Annotated in this window: 10 protein-coding genes, 1 tRNA gene and 1 pseudogene; 4 read left to right on the top strand and 8 right to left on the bottom strand. The window is 65.1% G+C overall.

What is annotated here, in order from left to right; all coding sequences use genetic code 11:
• Position 1 precedes the first annotated feature (1 nt).
• The 6 genes from QW881_RS02705 to QW881_RS02680 form a co-directional block, all read right to left on the bottom strand.
• Positions 2-1,678, bottom strand: coding sequence for a GspE/PulE family protein (locus QW881_RS02705; protein ID WP_409998983.1), 1,677 nt, complete (start codon positions 1,676-1,678; stop codon positions 2-4).
• Positions 1,679-1,791: 113 nt separating this feature from the next.
• Positions 1,792-2,319 (bottom strand): tetratricopeptide repeat protein, encoded by a 528-nt coding sequence (locus QW881_RS02700; protein WP_315756311.1) that lies wholly within the window; start codon positions 2,317-2,319, stop codon positions 1,792-1,794.
• Positions 2,316-4,673 (bottom strand): type II secretion system secretin GspD, encoded by a 2,358-nt coding sequence (gspD, locus tag QW881_RS02695; protein ID WP_315756312.1) that lies wholly within the window; start codon positions 4,671-4,673, stop codon positions 2,316-2,318. Before gspD ends, QW881_RS02700 begins: the two co-directional genes overlap by 4 nt.
• A 138-nt stretch (positions 4,674-4,811) precedes the next feature.
• Positions 4,812-6,428, bottom strand: coding sequence for a porin (locus tag QW881_RS02690; protein ID WP_315756313.1), 1,617 nt, complete (start codon positions 6,426-6,428; stop codon positions 4,812-4,814).
• A gap of 455 nt (positions 6,429-6,883) precedes the next feature.
• Positions 6,884-7,120, bottom strand: coding sequence for a hypothetical protein (locus tag QW881_RS02685; RefSeq protein ID WP_315756314.1), 237 nt, complete (start codon positions 7,118-7,120; stop codon positions 6,884-6,886).
• A gap of 417 nt (positions 7,121-7,537) precedes the next feature.
• The gene (locus tag QW881_RS02680) at positions 7,538-7,948 is read right to left on the bottom strand and encodes a hypothetical protein (RefSeq protein ID WP_315756315.1); all 411 of its coding nucleotides are present in this window, start codon (positions 7,946-7,948) and stop codon (positions 7,538-7,540) included.
• Between the two features lie 195 nt (positions 7,949-8,143).
• On the opposite strand from QW881_RS02680, the gene QW881_RS02675 reads away from it, so the two are divergent.
• From QW881_RS02675 to QW881_RS02655, 4 genes and pseudogenes are all read left to right on the top strand, one after another.
• Positions 8,144-12,625 (top strand): helicase, encoded by a 4,482-nt coding sequence (locus QW881_RS02675; protein WP_315756381.1) that lies wholly within the window; start codon positions 8,144-8,146, stop codon positions 12,623-12,625.
• 34 nt (positions 12,626-12,659) lie between these two features.
• Positions 12,660-14,180 (top strand): formylglycine-generating enzyme family protein, encoded by a 1,521-nt coding sequence (locus QW881_RS02670; protein WP_315756316.1) that lies wholly within the window; start codon positions 12,660-12,662, stop codon positions 14,178-14,180.
• A 370-nt stretch (positions 14,181-14,550) separates the two neighbouring features.
• Positions 14,551-15,129 (top strand): DUF4399 domain-containing protein, encoded by a 579-nt coding sequence (locus QW881_RS02665; RefSeq protein WP_315756317.1) that lies wholly within the window; start codon positions 14,551-14,553, stop codon positions 15,127-15,129.
• A gap of 584 nt (positions 15,130-15,713) precedes the next feature.
• Positions 15,714-16,321: pseudogene (locus QW881_RS02655) on the top strand (IS5/IS1182 family transposase); the annotation flags it as partial.
• A 211-nt stretch (positions 16,322-16,532) separates the two neighbouring features.
• On the opposite strand, the gene QW881_RS02650 reads toward QW881_RS02655, so the two are convergent.
• A tRNA-Lys gene (locus tag QW881_RS02650) sits at positions 16,533-16,608 on the bottom strand.
• Between the two features lie 165 nt (positions 16,609-16,773).
• A complete protein-coding gene (locus QW881_RS02645; protein WP_315756318.1) occupies positions 16,774-17,379 on the bottom strand; it encodes a Spy/CpxP family protein refolding chaperone in 606 nt (201 codons plus the stop codon).
• Positions 17,380-17,420 lie beyond the last annotated feature (41 nt).

The raw sequence follows: 17,420 nt of genomic DNA, 5'->3' as shown, positions 1-17,420 counted from the left end.
CTCACCGTAACGTTGTGACGCGCAGGATTTCCGCGACCGACGTGGCGCCGGCCCGGCACTTCGCGACGCCATCGTCGAGCATCGTGGTCATGCCGTTCAGAATGGCGCTGCGGTCGATCACGGCCGCATCGGTCGTGCCCTGGATCAGCGACCGGATCTCCGGATTCAGCTCCAGAACCTCGAAGATGCCGAGCCGGCCGCGATAGCCGGTGCCGCCGCAGCGCTCGCAGCCCGCCGGCTCGTAGACCGTCTCGCCGACGTCGAAGCCCACCGCGGCATAGCGCGGGTCCGCGCAGAGATCGTCGGCGCTCAGCATCCGCTTCGACCTGCAGCGCTCGCACAGCCGGCGCACCAGCCGCTGCGCGATCACCGCGCGGAGCGTCGAGCGCAATAGAAAGTCCTCGACGCCGAGATCGAGCAAACGCGGCACAGCAGCCGCGGCGTTTTCGGTATGCAGCGTGGTCAGCACGAGATGGCCGGTCAGCGCGGCATGGACCGCGACGTGGGCGGTCTCGCCGTCACGGACCTCTCCGACCATGATCACATCGGGATCCTGCCGCACGAAGGACCGCAGGGCGGAGGCGAAGGTCAGCCCGATCGATGGCTTGACCTGCGATTGGTTGATGCCCGGTATCTCATACTCGACCGGGTCCTCGATGGTGAGGATCTTGCGCGTCGGCTCGTTGAGGATCGACAGCGCGGTGGCGAGCGTGGTGGTCTTGCCGCTGCCGGTCGGCCCGCAGATCACGATCATGCCGTGCGGCAGCGCCAGCAGGCGGCGGAGCGATCGATCGTCGTGGGGAGAAAAGCCGAGCTTCTCGATCGCGAGCAGACCCCGGTCCTTCGGAAGCAGCCGGATCACCGCCGACTCGCCATATTGCGTCGGCATCACGGCGACGCGCACGTCCAGCTCGATGCGGCCGATGTGAAGCCGCGCAGCGCCATCCTGAGGCAGGCGCCGTTCCGCGATGTTCAGCCCGGCGACGATCTTGATGCGCGAGATGACGGCTTGGGGCAGCACGCCGGACGGCTCAGGGAGCGGCTTCAGCAGGCCGTCGACACGCATCCGGACCGATAGCCCGCTCCGCATCGCCTCGATATGGATGTCGCTGGCGCGCAGCTCCACCGCCCGCTCGAACAGATCGTTGACCGCGCGTACCACCGGCGCTCCGGTGGCGAGGTCGCGCAAGCCCTCGATGTCGTCGTCGCGCAGCAGCGGCTCAGCCGTTTCGTTGCGCGCCGGTACCTCGTCCTCTCCGGCGAGCCGGTTCAGCGCGGTGGCAACATCCTCGGCGGAGGCGACCACCAGTTCGACCGCCGTGCCGAACACCAGCTCCGCGGCGCGTGCCGCTGCGGTGTCGCGGGGATCCGCCACCGCAAGGCATGGTCCGTCCCCGGCGGATTGGAACGGGAAGACCATCGTCTCCCGCAGGAAGCGCCGTGAAAAATGTTCTGTGAGCGGTTTGGACGCCAGCAAATCGGACAGCGCGATCCGAGTCAATCCGAGCTGCCGCGCGATGTCGTCGGCGGACTCGGGACCTGCGGGATTGGTCGCCGTCGAAGATCCCATCCCCGCGCTCTCCTGCGCCGCAGCGCCGACCCGTCCAGCGGCGAGCCGGACCGGCCCCCGGCTATCCCGCAGATCGTCGGCCAATCGTAGAGGAGGAGTCGAGCTCATGGCGCGTCCCGTGACGGATCGTTGTCGATCACTTCATTGCCGAGGTCCGGATTGTTGAACAGTTCGTTCTCGATACCAAAGATGACCCTTCTGCGGTCAGCTGATTAGAACAACTACAAACCCGAAATCGATGCGGTCGCGCGACCTCCGCCGGGCTGCGTCGGCCGCCATTCGAGCGCGAGCCGCTGGCCGTCGGCGATCTGATCGGGCGACATCTTGAACGCGACGGCGTCCCGGATTCGCAAATAGGGTTCGCGCAGAAGATTGGACGCTGCGGCCGCTGCAAGATTGAGCCATTTGTAGGCCAGCACGAGGTCCTGGCAGACGCCATGCCCCTTGTCGTAGCTCAGGCCCAAGAGGTGCTGCGCCGTCGGATCGCCGCGCTCGGCGGCTCCGATATATAGATCGACCGCCGCCTCGTAGGACTGCGGGACGCCGAACCCGTTTTCATACATGTAGCCGAGCGCGGTCATGGCGCGCGGATGTCCACTCTGCGCCATCGGTGCCAACGCTGCGGCCGCCCTGACATAATCGCCGCGCGCCAGCGCGGCCCATGCGTCTCCGCGCGGCCGCGCGTCGGCCGCGGCGATGCCGAAGGCGAGCGCCAGAACAGCGAAGGCCGTTGTCGCATGCCGCATCATCGATTGACCCGCGGAGTCTGAAGCGCACTTGTCGAGACAGGCCTGATCGTGCCGCGCAGCTTGGAGCGCAGCTCCTCGGCGACGTAGTGGGCGTCGGTGCCGTCGCGGATGATCTGGGGGCGAATGAAGATGATCAGCTCGGTCCGCCCGCGGCTGCGGTCGTTGTTGCTGAAGAGGTCGCCGAGACCCGGGATCTGGTCGATCCCCGGCACGCCACTGCGGGTGCCCTGATGGGTTTCGCTGATGAGACCGGCCAGCAGCACGGTCTGGCCGCTGGCAACTGCCACCGAGCTCTTCACCTTGCGCTGGGCGACCGTCGGCGTGAGGCTGTTGGCGGTCTGCGGCGAGACGTTGCTGATCTCCTGCTCGATCTCCAGCCGCACATTGCCGTTCTCGTTGACCCGCGGTGCGACGCGCAGGATGATTCCGGTGTTTCGGTAGTCGATCGTGTTGACGACCGTGTTGTTGGTCGTCAGCACCGTGGCGCTGCCGGTCGAGACCGGCACCTGGTCGCCGACCTGCAATGTCGCCGCCTGGTTGTCGATCACCACCAGCGATGGGTTGGACAGCACCTTGACATCGGTGACCGTATGCAGCGCGCTGAGGATCGCGCTCGGCTGGGATTCCGACCCGATCAGGAAATTGAACCCGGGGAAGGCGCGATTCAGGAAGGCGTTGGTGATCGTCCCCGCGGCCGAGGCGACCGACGCCGGCGCCGATATCGACGTGGTGTTGAGCAGGGACCCCTGGTCGGGTCTCAGGCCGAGGTTCTTGCTGGTGAGATAGGCCTGCACGCCGTAGTTCAGCGAATCGTTGAGCGTGACTTCGGCGATCGTCGCGTCGATCGCGACCTGCAGCTGCGGACGATCGCACTGACGCAGGGTCGCTTCGATCAGCCGGTAGTTTTCCCTGTCGGCATAGATGAGAAGCGTGTTGTTGACGACGTCGGGCGTGATCCGCACGCCGTCCATGAGCGGCTTGCCGCCCGAACCCGATGCGCGCGATTCCGATCCCGTATCAAGGCCGGCCTGGGTCGGCGGCGGCGCCCCGCCGAAGCCGCGGTTGGCGACCAGGCCGCTGTTGCCTTGCTGCTGGCCCGAGAAGCCGCCCGACTGGGCCATCATGCCGGCGGCCGACAGCCGCTCGCTGCTCGAGGTCGACGATGCTCCAGACCCAGGGGCGAGGTCCGAGGACGACGCCTCGGCCGCACCGCCCGCATTTCCGGTGAACATGTCGTTCAGCACCCGCGCCATCTGCCGTGCCTCACCATACTTGACGCGGTAGACATGGACGCTGTTGCGAAGCGTGTTGCCGGCATCGAGCCGCTTGATCCAGGTCTCCGCCGTATGCAGCAGCGCCGGCTTGCGGCTGATCACCATGACCGCATTCATCCGGCTGACGGTCTGGAACTTGACCATGTTCTGGCCGAGCCCGCTCTCGCCGGTGTCCATGATCTTCTCGAGCTCGGCTACGATCGGCTCCGGATTGCCGTTGACGATGGGAAAGATCCCAACCGACTGTCCGCGCATCCAGTCCGCATCGAAGCTCAGCGCGGCATCGATCGCGGTGCGTCGCTCGGCGCCCGTCCCCTGGATCAGCAGCACGTTGCGGCCGGGATCGGCGCGCACCGTGCCGGGCTTGAGCGCAAAGCTGTCGAGCAGCTTCAGCAGTGTCGGGGCGGAGACATATTGCAGCGGGAGCACCGAGATGCCGTAGCCTGGCTCTGCCGAGCCTCCAGCGGGATCGACGTTGCCGGCACCCACTGCGTCGCCGAGTGGAATCAGCCGGTATCCGGAGTTGTCGCGAACCAGCGCCGTTCCGGTGAGCCGGAGCGCGTTCTCGAGCACGTAGGCAACGTCCGATTTCGGGACCGGGCGCACCGAGGACAGGCTGACCGTTCCCTGGATCCTTGGATCGATAGTGTAGCCGACGCCGAGGACGTCGCCGAGCACGACCTTGGCCACCGTCGCGATCGGCGTATTCTCGAAGTTCAGCTCGAACCCGTTGCCAACCGGCTGCGAATGCGCGGCCACCTGCTGGATCGAAAGCGAGCCCGCGGCCGGCGCTTCCGCTCGCGCATCCCTGGCATCTCGTGCATCGTCGTTGCCGCCATAGATTTCGGCACGGGCGCGCCGCGCCGCCGGCGACTGCTCCGGCATGGCCTGCCTGGGATAGCGCGGCGAAAGGTCGATCCGGCCCACCTTGTCAAGGACGTCATCACCGCGGCTATCGCTGCTGAGCGTCGCCGGGTTGCAGCCCGCCAACGCGATCGACATCGTGAGCAACGTTGCGAGCGTGCGGCATCGCAGCCAGCCTGCGCTCAAATCAGCAATCTCAACCACTCGCCCGCCCACCCGATCTGCCGAGTCCGTTCTTCGTTTCGAGGCACACCCGGGCGGAGAGCGGTCGCTTTCCGCCCGGGTGCTCCAACCTGTGTGTTGCGAGGAGACGCCGCTGCCGTCAGGCCGCCGCCCCTTGCTCGCGTCGGTCGGCTACCAGAGCCAGCCGACGCCCGCGAGAACCCGGTCGGACATCGCCCCCGCCGCGCTGTGGTCGATCACCTTGGTGTAGTTCAGCTTGTAGACCAGGCTAGGATTCGGAAACACGGCAAGGCCGACGTCGTGGAACGTCATGTCTCCGCTGCCCGTGATGTTGTTCAGGCCGTTGGTGAGATCGGAGCCGAGCATGCCCGACGTCTGGAAGTTCTGCCGGGTATAGCGATAGAATGGCACGATGTCGTAGTCGTTGGGCGCCCTGAAGTGGTAGGCGATCTCGCCCGAGTAGCCCCACATGTTCTTGCCGACATTGTTGTCGTCGACGAGATCATTGTTGGCGCGGAGGTTCTCCGGATTGGAGAAGTTCACATGGGCATATTCAGCCCTCAGCTCCAGCCCGGTGTTCGGAACGCGATAGCGAGCCTCCGTATTGAAGATCGTCATCGCGTTCTTGCCGAGCGGCACCTCGCTGCCGTCCGGCAACGTCGCATAGGCGCCCCGCGGCGTGACGTTCGGCGAATAATAGATCGCCGAGCTTCCGGCAAAGCCGGGGAGGAACGATGGCGTGTAGCTCAGCCGGAGCGTATAGGCGAGCTGGTTGCTCAGCTGCCGATAGTCGCCGATCGGCGCTCGCGACAGCGCGAGCGCTTCCGAGCCGCTGATGCCGCCTTCATAGCCTCCCGGATTGATGTGACCATTGTCGCCGCGATGGTCGAATCCGTCGCCGAAGTCCTCTGCGCTCTGGCTGACCTGGAACTGGTAGTTCAAGCCATCGATGATCTTGCCATGAAATCCTGCCGATGGCGCATACCAGGTCGTCGGGATCAGGCCGTTGGCGAGCTCCGGCCGATGCACGCTGTAGAACAGCGTCGGCTCGTGATACAGGTTGGTGAAGGAGATCGGGATCAGGTCGATACCCGGCGAGCGCAGGGTGAAGTGGTCGTTGAACTTGATGTCAAAGAAGGCCTGCTCGACCTCGACCGCACCATGCAGCTTGTCGTCATTGTCGAACGCGATGCCGCCATGCTCCCATTCCAGCTCCGCGTTGAAGGTGATGGAGTCATTGACCTGATAGGTCGGCAGCAAGACAAGGCGGGCCATGTCGAAGCCGTTCTGCCACTGACCGTTCGCTGCGGGATTTTGCACCGAGCCGAGCTTGATCTCGCCGTACATGCCGATCTTCATGCCGGGGACCGGCGACGGCGCGGCGCCGAACAGGTCTCTGCTGGGCTGCGGCGCAGGTGCTTTTAGATCTGCTGCCGGCAGGAATCGCGGCTTAGAATCCGAATCGGCGAACGCTGCCGCCAGCCGTGATGCCGGGGATGGCGATGGTCCGGCATCAGCCCCCTTCGACCCACTGTCCTTGACGTCCTTCGAGTCGGCGAGCGCCATGGCGTTGCCGACCGGCTGGCTCGACGCAGTCTGCGCGTTGTCGGACGCTTTCGCACCTCCGGCACGCGCGTCCTTGGCGCCGATCAGAGGCATCGGGTCGGCCGGGCGGCGAGATGCGAGTGATGCGGACTGCCCGACGCTGGTCGTCTTCTTTGCCTTGGCGTCCTTGAGCTCGACTTGAAGACTGTTGATGCGCTGCTCCATGGACTCGAGCTTCGCCATCAGTGCTTTGACGGCTGCCCCGTCCGTGGACCGCGATGAGCCGGCGTCGGCCGCCTGGGCTGCTGCGGCGCTCAACGCCAATGTCGACACGGCGGCGAGTAAAGTTGACGGGAGTCCGCTGCGGCCACGAAGCGAGCGACCGCCCTTGCCAATACTCAAAGCACCGTCGGGTGAAGACGCGGAGAAACCTGCGCGTCTTCCGCTGCGGCTAATCAAGACCATCAGTCAAACCTCCCCATGATGATGCGCGGACGCGCATCCCCTTCGCCCGCGCCGCCGTGAGCACAGAACTCGTGCGCGACTGCGAGCCATTCGCGCTAGAAGCCCGCGATGTCGATACTTGGGCTCGTCGGGGATGCTCGCGTGTCAGCACTTGGGCGAAGCTCATTGCGCGACAGAGGTACGCCTGGGCAGACCAATCGCGCCGACACCCGCCGAGATCTGGCTAAGTAATTTCAGTCATTGATCATTGCTGCCGGATGCCTATCCGGCGCGCCGAGCGTCGAGCAGCACAGCGTAGAGCTGCATTCACGCGCTTTCATCGCGAAGTAATAAGCGACGCCACACTTCGTCAACGACGGCCTCACTCCGAAAGAAATTACGTTCACGCGATGGCGCAGCTCGGACGAAGCAATGAAATCCAACGGCAAACCGGAAGCGAGCGCGGCTGAGATTGCGGCGAGGCGCCGCATGGCTTATTCACAGCGGCGGCGCGCCGACGCATGCGAATACCAGCCGTTTCCGATCAAGGCAGTCAAACCGGAAGGACGCCGGCTTCTTTAAAGAGATTCTAAACAGATTGCGCGAACCGGCGGCGGCGGTTCTCGGAATGACAACAAATCAGTTTGGTGCAATTTTCCGATCATAAGCAAGTCTGGCAGCGCTCCCATCATTACGCCGCATTGCGTGATGCTACTATTCGCCAGTTAGTGTGGTCTATCTGACGTTCGTCTTAGTATTCCCGCGAATGCCGTAGATGAAAGACGTCGCTTGGCCACATCAGGATCGTAAGTATTCAGACGCGTCCATCTTGGCCTTGTTGCTCGTGGCAGAGCTTGCCGCAAAGCGGGACGAACGTCGGGAGGGGAGCTGAGAGTGAACCGGTTGCTTCACTTAGTCGCCGCGATCATTGGAGAGGCACTATGAACGCTGTCCATCGGTTGGAGCCGGCGGCCGGACCGTTGCAGAATGTTCTTGGGCATCTTACCGAGATGATCCTGCGCGACGCACGCGTGGTCGAGCGCCTGGCTGACCATCGGCTTGCGGGCGGACAATGCTTCGTATTTCATCAGCATGAACTCGAGAAGCTGCCCGGCATCACCCACAACACGTTCGACGCGGATGGCCCCGTGTGGCTCTCCGTCGAATGCCTGGTCGCCATCGATCCTCCCGCCGTCGAGTACGACCTGGCGATGTGGATTGACGTGTCCGCCGATCCGGACCGTCGCCCGCTGGTTCGACAGCGCGTGACGATCACTGTGAGCGCAGCGGAAAAGGACCGGCTGGTCGCGGCGGGTCACGCACGCGCCGAACACAGCTCGCCGGTGAACGGGCCCGAGGTGGCCACTGGGCTCTGGAGCGTGCGATTGCACCTGGAGCAACGCTCCGACATCGTCGAACGTCTGGACCGCTATCTCGCCGGCTCGTGGGCCACGTGGGCCGCGGCCGAACGGCCGCGTCGAAGGACCATCGCGTTTCACCAGCGATTGCGCGAGATGGCTCGCGTGGCGGGGGCCCGAGGCAGCGACGACAGCTGCGAGATCGTGTGGGGCGTTGGCGTCTCACGCTGGCGGCGACAGGGCCGCGAGTTGGATCTGCCGCTGCTCGAGCGCTTGGTCGAGATCGAGGTCCTCGATGGCTCCGATACCGAAATCAGAATCCGACCCCGCATGGCCGGTTCGACGGTCAATCTCAAGGCATTCGAACCGTTGACATCAGCGACCGGATCGGCACGTCGAACGGCCGAGCAGTTGCTCGAGACGATGGAGCGCGGCAACGAGCTTTCGCCATTCCAGCCCACCAGCTTCGAACCAATTCTCAGCGCCATCGGCTCGCAGCTCGACCCACATGGGATCTACTGTCCCACCATGCCCGACTCGGCGTTGCTGCCTCCAGAGGAGGGCGAGCAACTGGTCGTCTCCGATCGCTGGGTGATCTTTGCGCGGCCCCGCTCGGACGCGCTGCTGCTGCGCGACATCGAGCGGCTGAAGCGAGCGATCGAATACGCGCCAGGCGACGCGTGCTGCCTGGCCGCACTGTCGCACCTCCGGCTTGGCGCGCCGGACCACGAAGCCAATGACGGTGCGCGCCGGCGGCTGTCCGGCGTCATCGGTGACCCGATCGACAACAGTCCGAACGCGCAGATCGCGGCGGATCACGGCGACCTGTTCTTTCCGCTGCCGACGAACTCCGACCAGATGGAGATGGTGCGACAGCTCCGGCGATCGGATGGACTAGTCGTGCAAGGCGCGCGCGGGTCCGAGCGCACCTCCGCCCTCGTCAATCTGGTTTGCCATCATCTCGCGCTGGGCCTGCGCATTCTCGTCATATCTCGCAACGAGGCTGCACTTGGACTGCTGTCCGAGAAGTTGCCGCGCGCCGTCGGCGATCTGACGCTCGATCTGACCGGCTCAGACAAGGACGTCTTGAAGCATGCGGAGACAGTCGTCAGCCGGCTGCTGTCGATCCTCAAGACGATGAACCCGCGCGAGCAGGCTGAGCAGGTCAATCGGCTGGAGCGTGACATCATCGCGACCAGCATCGAGATATCGCGTATCGATGACGCGTTCGCAGATATCGCCGGCCGCAGCATGCTGCGGTCATCCGGAGTCACCGACCTGCCGCTCGACGCGTTGACGACCCTGATCGCCGACCGCGACGCCTATGCCTGGTTTACCGATGAACCGTCACGGTTCGTGAGCGAGAGCGACCTTCTGGTTGCGGCGGTTGAGCAGGCCCGTGAGGCGCGTGTTCGGCTGGGTGCCGATCTCGCATATGTCGACGACGCGCTCCCGGAAATCGCGGCCCTGCCGGACGCCGTGACCGTGAGACGTTTGCACGAGGACCTGCAGCCGGCACGGATCGACGGCGAAAGCCATGACAGCCGGCTTGCCTGCCAGATCATCGCGGAGCTCGGGCCGGACGGAGCGGACTTGCTCGCCGGCGACCTCGACGCGCTCGCGGCGGCCCACCGGGTCATTGCCGACGAGCCCTGGCTCGCAGCGCTGTCGCCGGTCGGCCGCAAGGCCGATGCAATGTCGGTTGACGGTGGCATCCTCGTCGATTTTGCCCGCGATGCGTCGTCCCTGCTGTCGCAACGTGCCGGCTTCCTGGTTCGGCCGGTGGAAACGCCGGCGGACGCCTTCGCCAGCCAGGAACTGCTCACGATTGTCGAACGGCTGTCGGCCGGAGCAAGGCCGTTCGCAACATTCTCCCTGTCCGGCCGTGCGTTGAAGCAGACCGTGGAGGCGATCAGGGTGGCGGGCTTCGCGCCGAAAGGCGCGGCCGACTGGGGCCATGTTCGCGACTATCTGACCTGGCGTCGTCACCTGCATTCGCTCGACGCCAGATGGCGATCGCTGGCGGCCGAAATCGGTGCGCCTGCGCCCGAGCCGGACTCCTCTCACACGTTCCACGGTCACGAGCGCGTCGTCAAAAGCGTCGAGGCCGCGATCGTGCTGGCGGCGCTGGCGAAGCGCAATGTTCTCACCGCCGCACCGAAGGTGTCGATGCCGGACGACGCGATCGCCGGATTGCTCGGCGACGGCCGAAGACTGTCCGCGCTCGCAGCCGCAGTGAGGAGCATGGCTCTCCGCATCGGCAAGCAGCGGCTGGAGCTCACTCGGCTGAACGAGCTGTTTGGCGGCAGCGGCAAGATCGCAACGCAGGCTCATGCCGACGTACTCTCGCAGATCGGCCGCGACGGTGTCGAGCCGCGCGACATCGAGGCGCGCTGGAGCACCCTTCGCACCCGGCTGCAGTCGCTGCACGACCGGCGCCAGGATCTCGAGCTGCTCGACGAGGTCTGCCGAGCGATCACCGAGGCCGGAGCGGACGCCTTCGCCCGGCGGATCAGGACCGAGCCGGCACATCCGCAGACCGGCGATCCGGTGCTCGTTGCAGATTGGATGATGGCCTGGAATTGGGCGGTGCTGATGCGGCAGAACGAAGGCATCGGTCAGCATCAGCGCTTGCGGGATCTGTCCGACCAGCGCGCGGCGATGGAGATGCGACTGCGCGAGCTGTTCGGCCAGGTGGTCGTGGCACGGATGCATCTCGGCCTGGTACAGAACACCGGCAGCAGCATGAGGCAAGCCCTCACCGTGTTCATGACCACGCTGCGAAAAACGGCAGCGACCTGTTCCGGCCCCACCGCATGCCGGTTGCGTCAGGTTGCACGCGAGGCACTCGAGAGCTGCTATGAAGGAATTCCATGCCAGCTGATGCCGGCATGGCGCGTGGCTGAGCAGCTACCGGCTCGGCTGGGCGCATTTGATCTCGTCGTCATTGACGATGCCTCGCAATCCGATCTGCGCGAACTCGCTGCGATGCTCAGGGCGCGCAAGGTCGTCGTCATCGAGGACGATCGGCAGACCGGCGAGCGCGTCGCGCAAGGTGAGCACGACATCGAAACGATCGCACGCAGCATCCTGCGCAGCGGTCCGGCTGCCATGCGCCAGTTCCTGCTGCCGGGCGCAGCGCTCTGCAATTTCGTCAAGATGCTGTTTCCCGACCGGATGATCAGACTTCGGGAGCACGCTCGCCGGGTCGATCCGGTCGCGCTTGCAGCCGTCGGCTCACCGCAGCCATCGGCACAGCCGGCAACCGGTACGCATCCGGCTGCCACGGGACCCGCTGCTGGCACGGCGGCGGATCACCCTGCATCTGCGCAATCCCTGACGCGCCGCGCCTATTCGCTGGAAGACGAGATCGCCACGGTGGCCGAAAGCCTGTCGATGGCCCGGCTGTCGGAGCAACGCGACGAGCCGGCCATCTCGATCGAGAGTCCGGTGCCGGATGGGCTGAGCAACAGGACAGGCGCCGGCATCGATGCACGCCCATCGCGGCGCCGGGCGCGTGAGGTCGCGACCGACGAAACGCCTGCCGCCTCGTCGTCTGATACGCCCGCCTCTGCGCCGCCAGCGTCCGTCGCGCCCGCAGCGCCGGTCGACGTCGTGGAGAATGAGCCGCCCGTGGCCGATCGTTTTGCGCAGGCTGCAGAGTCGCCGGCGGACGATGCCGCGGTCGCACGAGTGGCCGTGCTCGCCCACGAGGTGGAAACGTCCGAAACGATGACACCCGGTCAAGCCGAGTTGGAGCCCGCCGCTGTCCGTATCGATCATCGCGGGCTGTCGCCGGGTCGGCGTCCGCGGCCTGATCATGGAGCGAGGCGTCCACACCGCTCGCTCCGCCGGCACATGATGGCCGCTGCCGCCGGCTTGGCGGTCGCGGTGGTTGGCGCATCGATCTACTGGCAGCCGGCGGCGAGCCGGATCACGACGTCCTGGCAGACGGTCTTGAACCGACTCCCGGTCTCCTGGAATGCGGCCTCGCCGGCCGCCGCGCTACCGGCCGGCACCGAGCCCCGCAAGGTCACCGCGGATCGGATCACGCCCGACGTCAGGGGCGGTGCAGGCGGCGATGCGATCACCACGGGGAACGCGACCGCGACGATGGTATCCCACGCCGTGCTGTATCAGGAGGATCCGCAAGATCCGAACGGCAAGCGCTATCTCGGGAAGGTAACCTGGCATGTCGAGCCTGCGGCAGGAGCGGTGCCGGCATCGATCAAAGGCGATGTGGAGATCGACAAGAGGATGAAGGCGACGTTGTCGCTGCGTCCAAACAAGGAAACCGAAATGCCGGCGAGCCACATCATGGAGATCAAGTTCAACTGGCCGGACGATCCGTCTCACGTCGGGGTGGACACTTTGAAGGGCGTCAGCATGAAACCCAAGGAAGCGGGCCGCGGGACCCCGTTGACCACCATGACCGCCAAAGTGACGCCAGAGTTCTTCATGATCGCGCTGTCGGCGGGTGATGTCGACATGAAGCGGAACGTGTTGCTGCTCAAGGGCAAGGACTGGATCGACATACCGATCGTCTACAATGGCGGCAGCCGGGCGGTGCTGGCGATCGAGAAGGGAGCGGACGGTGAGCGCGCGTTCAAGGATGCGTTTGCCGCCTGGGGCCAATGACCAGACGGCAAGGCCGGCGCACGAAAGGCGTCCGATGATCGGCATCGACGTCGTCGCGCCAGCGCAGGCGCCGGCCACCGATCGGGACGAGCGACCGCTGACCGCCGTCACCTATCCGGTGCCTTGCGAGCAGTGTGGCCGGATCGTGCGGGTGGCGATGAACACGCTGCGCCCGCCCAGTTTCCACCGTGTCGACGAGCAGGTCGCCTGCCCCGAGATCCAGGAACGCCGCAGCAGGGGCGACGGCGGACTGTTGTTGATGATGTGCGGCCCCTTGAAGCAATCGCTCGCCGCACGATGCGATGCGGCCGAGGTCGAGGCCACGGCTCCCGGTGACGGACAGGCGGGACGGGTCGTCTGCTGCATTCCCGGCGTCTCGATCGCTCAATACACCCCGAACGAGGCGCGCAGCCGCGCGGAGATCTGGCAGGCGCACGGCTACGACAAGCTGGCCACGAGGCTTCGTGCGGCCGCGGCGAGGGCGGAGCGCAGGCCGCTGGTCTGGACCCGCGCTGCGGCGGCCGGCCTCGGCGCATTGTTGCTCGCTGCCGCCGCTAGCTGGTTCCTGCTGGCGCGGGAGCCGGCCGCTCCCCCGCCAACACAGCCGCAAGCCGCCGAGGCCTCCGTGGCCGCGTCGAGCCGCGCAAGCGTCGAGAGTTCGGTGCGCGTCGTCACGGCAGAGGCCATGTCGGCCGCGACCGCCCCCGCCCCGGCGCCGATGCCGGACGCGCCCTCGGACACTGCAACGCTCTCGCGTTCCGCGGAAACCGCGCCGCTCGAGGCGCCCGCCCTGCTCGCGTCGGCAAGCGCTGCGACCGCTCCCGAGACTGCGCCGGCAGCAGAGTCGACTGCGACCCCAGGGCCGGCGGAGGCAGCGGCGATTCGCCTGCCTGACATGGTGATGATTCCAGGAGGGGCATTCGCGATGGGCGGCGTCGAGCGCTCCGAGCTTCCGGTCCACCGCGTCACGATCAAGCCGTTCGCGCTCGGCAAATACCCCGTCACGATTGGCGAGTGGAGGGCGTGCGTGGCTGACAGGGCATGCGCCGACGTGATGAGCGGCCCGGACGACAACCCCGTGACAAATGTCGGCTACGACGACGCCAGGGACTATCTGGCTTGGCTCTCGCGGGCCGTCGGCAAGCCGTTCCGGCTCCCGACCGAGGCCGAATGGGAATATGCAGCGCGCGGCGGCGCAACGACGGCGTTCTGGTGGGGCGACCAGATGCGCTCCGGCATGGCCAATTGCAACGGATGCAACGAGCCCGGCGCGCCCGCGCAGCTCATGAAGGTCGGAAGCTTTGCGGCCAATCCGTTTGGCCTGTTCGACATGGGCGGGAGCGTCGACCAATGGGTGGCCGACAGCTGGCACAAGAGCTATCAGGGCGCGCCGTCCGATGGCTCGGCATGGATCGACGAGCAGAGCTTCGTCCATGTCATTCGCTCGGGTTCATGGAAGAAGGATGCGAGCTATGCCCGCAGCGGGAGCCGCGACCGCTATGATGGGCGCGTCAGGTATCCGACCCATGGTTTCCGCCTCGCTCTTTCGCTCTGATGCGGCCGCTGTATGCCGAGCCAGGCCAGCGTGCCGTCGACGCCGATGCCGGGCCTGCGCCCGCAAATGTCTCGCACCACAGCGAACACCAGCGTCGCAGATCCGCAGGATCGCCTGTTCTGCCGAGCCTCTTTATTCAAATTCTTATCGGGAATCGTAGGACGAGACCGATCGAAACCTCAAATTTGCCGCGCTACGCCCCATTCATGGACCGGCTACACCGTTCGATATTTGCGATCGATGATCGTCGTTGTTTATGAGTTGGGGATTTATGTGGAGTGAGAAATCTACGCGTCGCGCGCCGCTATTGGATCTGACGCCCTGGCGACGACGTCGTCTCGCCCCAGTCGCGACGCTCGGGTCCACCGTGTTGGCCTGCACGCTGGCGCTGTTGCCGCCTCTCGCATGGGCGCAGGCAAAAACGGCGCCGAAGGACGCCTACCTGTATTTCATCACGCCAACCGACGGCGACACCGTGAAGAGCGCGTTCTGGTGCCGCTTCGGACTTCGCAACATGGGCGTGACCCATGCCGGTGACGCCTTTGCCAACACCGGCCATCATCACCTCCTGATCGACGCCGATGAGCCGATCAGCCCGGGCGAGCCGATTCCGCAGGACAGAAAGCACCTGCACTACGGCGCGGGCGAGACCGAGGCTCTGATCGAGCTGCCCCCCGGCAAGCATACCCTGCAGCTCGTCCTGGGCGACGGCATGCACTTCAACTTCGATCCACCGCTGGTATCGAAGATGATCACGATCACCGTGAGCAGTGCTTCGCAGAGGCACGGGCAGAGTGCCACTCACGCCCACCGGCGGACGCGGCATCTTCACGCGCACACCGCGCGTCTGGCGGCGCAACCGTCGGCCGCCGAAGCGCCGCCGCCCGATCCGGCAAAATCGGCGGGAGCCGTCGATTTCATCAAGAGCTTCCTGTCGGGTACGAAATGAACCTCCGCCGCTCCCGATGGAGCCGGTTCGGCCGGCATATCGGTTCATCGCGACGTGCCGGAGCCTCCAACCGCAGCGCTGCATTTGTCCGGCTCGGCTCTATTGATACGACCTCCAGACGCGTGGCTTGCTTCGCCTCGGCGAGCGCCAAGAGCGATCATCAGCATCGGTCCAAGCTCGGAGGCGAGGCGCTGGGAGACCACGCCATTGATCGTCCGGAACAGGTACGACAGGAAATAACCAGCCGCGAATGGAATGAACACCAGAGCCGTAACGGTCCAGCCTGGGATTGCGGCACCACCGACCTTGGCGTCAACGCCCATCCTAACTTAGCGACCACGAATGCTGTTGGGGGTCGCCGCACCAGAAACGCATCTGCTTTCGAACGCAGCAACAATGCGCGCCTTGAGTTCGTTCGGCGTGCCCCTCGACATAACTAATTAGTCGTATATTAATAACAAATAAGTATCTGGTCCGGAATCGGCTTTCTGGATATTGGCGCATTTCCGATTGCAGGCGTTGGCAGAGACGAAGCTCGGAAGCCTGAAACTTGCAGATTGGGATTCCCTTGAAAGCGCCATCGTCGGCAATTGCGCCGCGAACTCGAAGCAGTGTTCGAGACGCCGCTGGCCCGCGCGAACCAGGTCAGGTCACAGCAGCAGCGCCAGCGCGGCTGGAAGCTCTATTCCTTCCACGCGCCGGAGGTCGAATGCATCCGCAAGGGCAAGGCATCCACGTCTTACGAGTTCGGCGTCAAGGCTTCGATCGTCACCACCAACGGCCGCGAACCGGGCAGCCAGTTCGTGCTCCATGCGCAGTCCCTTCCCGGCAATCCCTACGATGGCTATACGCTCGGAAGCATTATTGAGGCGACCGAGAAGCTAACCTGATGCGCCATCGAGAGTGCCTATGTGGACAGGGGTAGCGCCATACGACGGAACGTCCGCGCCGCGTCTTCATCTCCGGGCAGAAGCGCGGCGTATTCGACGTTATCGAACGCGAGTTGCGCCGCCGCCCAGCCATCGAGCCGATCATCGGCCACATGAAGAGCAATGGGCATCTCGGCCGCAGCCATCTCAAGGGCCGTGAGGGTGACGCCATCAACGTCATCCTCACCGCCGTCGGCCACAACCTCCGCCACGTCCTCGCATGGCTGAGGGATTTGCCGGCCTCAATTCTGGTCACCCTCTGGTGGGCTGGCGTACGCCATTCGGACGTCAAGCAGCTTCTTAACGTTCAAAGAGATTGGAGCTGGACAACACCGAAGATCGCGGCTGGCCGGCCGCACGTCCTCTGGTCCGCTTTTCAAATTATTGAGAGCAGGGTGTCGAAAAACACCGTTTGAAAAACCGTTTTAGTTCTTCAACCTCAAACGGTGTTTCGGCGCAAGTCTTTGAAAGGCTTGGTGGGCGCACTAGGGCTCGAACCTAGGACCCGCTGATTAAGAGTCAGCTGCTCTACCAACTGAGCTATGCGCCCGGATCTTGCATCCGGAGAAAGCCTTCCGCGAGAGCCGGTCGTTTAGCAAAGCGATTCCGAGATGTCCAGCGATCCCTGAGGATTTTTCGGCACTTTCGATGCAGAAAAACCGCCGGCGGGCGGCGGTCTTCCCCAAATGAAATCAGAAGGATCGTTAAACGGCTGTCAAAGCCGCCCGGACTCGCGTTCCTCCTCGGACCAGCCCATGCGGCCCATCGGTCCCGGGCCGAAACGATGCTCGCCGAAGCCCGGACCATCCTCCATGCCGCCCTCGCCGCGCTCCATCCAGCGGTGATGGCGCGGACCGTCCGGTCCCATCATGCGCCCCATCGGCCGGGTCAGCATCGACAGCCGGCGCTTCTGGCCGTCGTCGAGCGTCTTGTAGAGCGGGTCGGCGGCGTCGGCGACCTTCTTCATCGCATCCGCCGTGACCGCCATGGTGTCGGCACGCTCGCGCAGCCGCGCCACCGGATCGACATCCTTGTCCTGCGCCTCATCGGCTGCCTTCATTCGCGCGTTGGCACGATCGAACCGCAGCTTGACGAGATCGCGCACCGCGCTCTCGACCGGCGGCCACAATTTCTCCTGGTCCGCCGTCAGCTTCAGGCCGGCATGGACGGAAGCGATGCGCGCATCGAGCATGGCGGCGCGATCTTCCGGATTCATGCGCGCATGATGCATGTGATCATGAAACCAGCCGCGCTGGGCGTAGACCGCGGTCGAGCCGGCGATGGCGAGCACGGCGACTGCGGCGATGGTGAACTTTCTCATGCCAACCTCCTTGGAAACTCGGATCAGCATGAGCCTGCCGT

Origin of the sequence: Bradyrhizobium sp. SZCCHNS3016, assembly GCF_032484535.1 — a bacterium.
In the GTDB taxonomy this organism is placed as follows: domain Bacteria; phylum Pseudomonadota; class Alphaproteobacteria; order Rhizobiales; family Xanthobacteraceae; genus Bradyrhizobium.
The sequence above is the reverse complement of the archived record's forward strand: the minus strand, read 5'-3'. Positions and strand labels throughout refer to the sequence as shown.

Bases quoted from the DNA above. Each gene is read 5' to 3' on its own strand.
- QW881_RS02705 (WP_409998983.1), bottom strand. From the start codon at position 1,678: ATGAGCTCGACTCCTCCTCTACGATTGGCCGACGATCTGCGGGATAGC.
- QW881_RS02700 (WP_315756311.1), bottom strand. From the start codon at position 2,319: ATGATGCGGCATGCGACAACGGCCTTCGCTGTTCTGGCGCTCGCCTTC.
- QW881_RS02690 (WP_315756313.1), bottom strand. From the start codon at position 6,428: ATGGCGAAGCTCGAGTCCATGGAGCAGCGCATCAACAGTCTTCAAGTC.
- QW881_RS02685 (WP_315756314.1), bottom strand. From the start codon at position 7,120: ATGCGGCGCCTCGCCGCAATCTCAGCCGCGCTCGCTTCCGGTTTGCCG.
- QW881_RS02675 (WP_315756381.1), top strand. From the start codon at position 8,144: ATGGCTCGCGTGGCGGGGGCCCGAGGCAGCGACGACAGCTGCGAGATC.
- QW881_RS02670 (WP_315756316.1), top strand. From the start codon at position 12,660: ATGATCGGCATCGACGTCGTCGCGCCAGCGCAGGCGCCGGCCACCGAT.
- QW881_RS02645 (WP_315756318.1), bottom strand. From the start codon at position 17,379: ATGAGAAAGTTCACCATCGCCGCAGTCGCCGTGCTCGCCATCGCCGGC.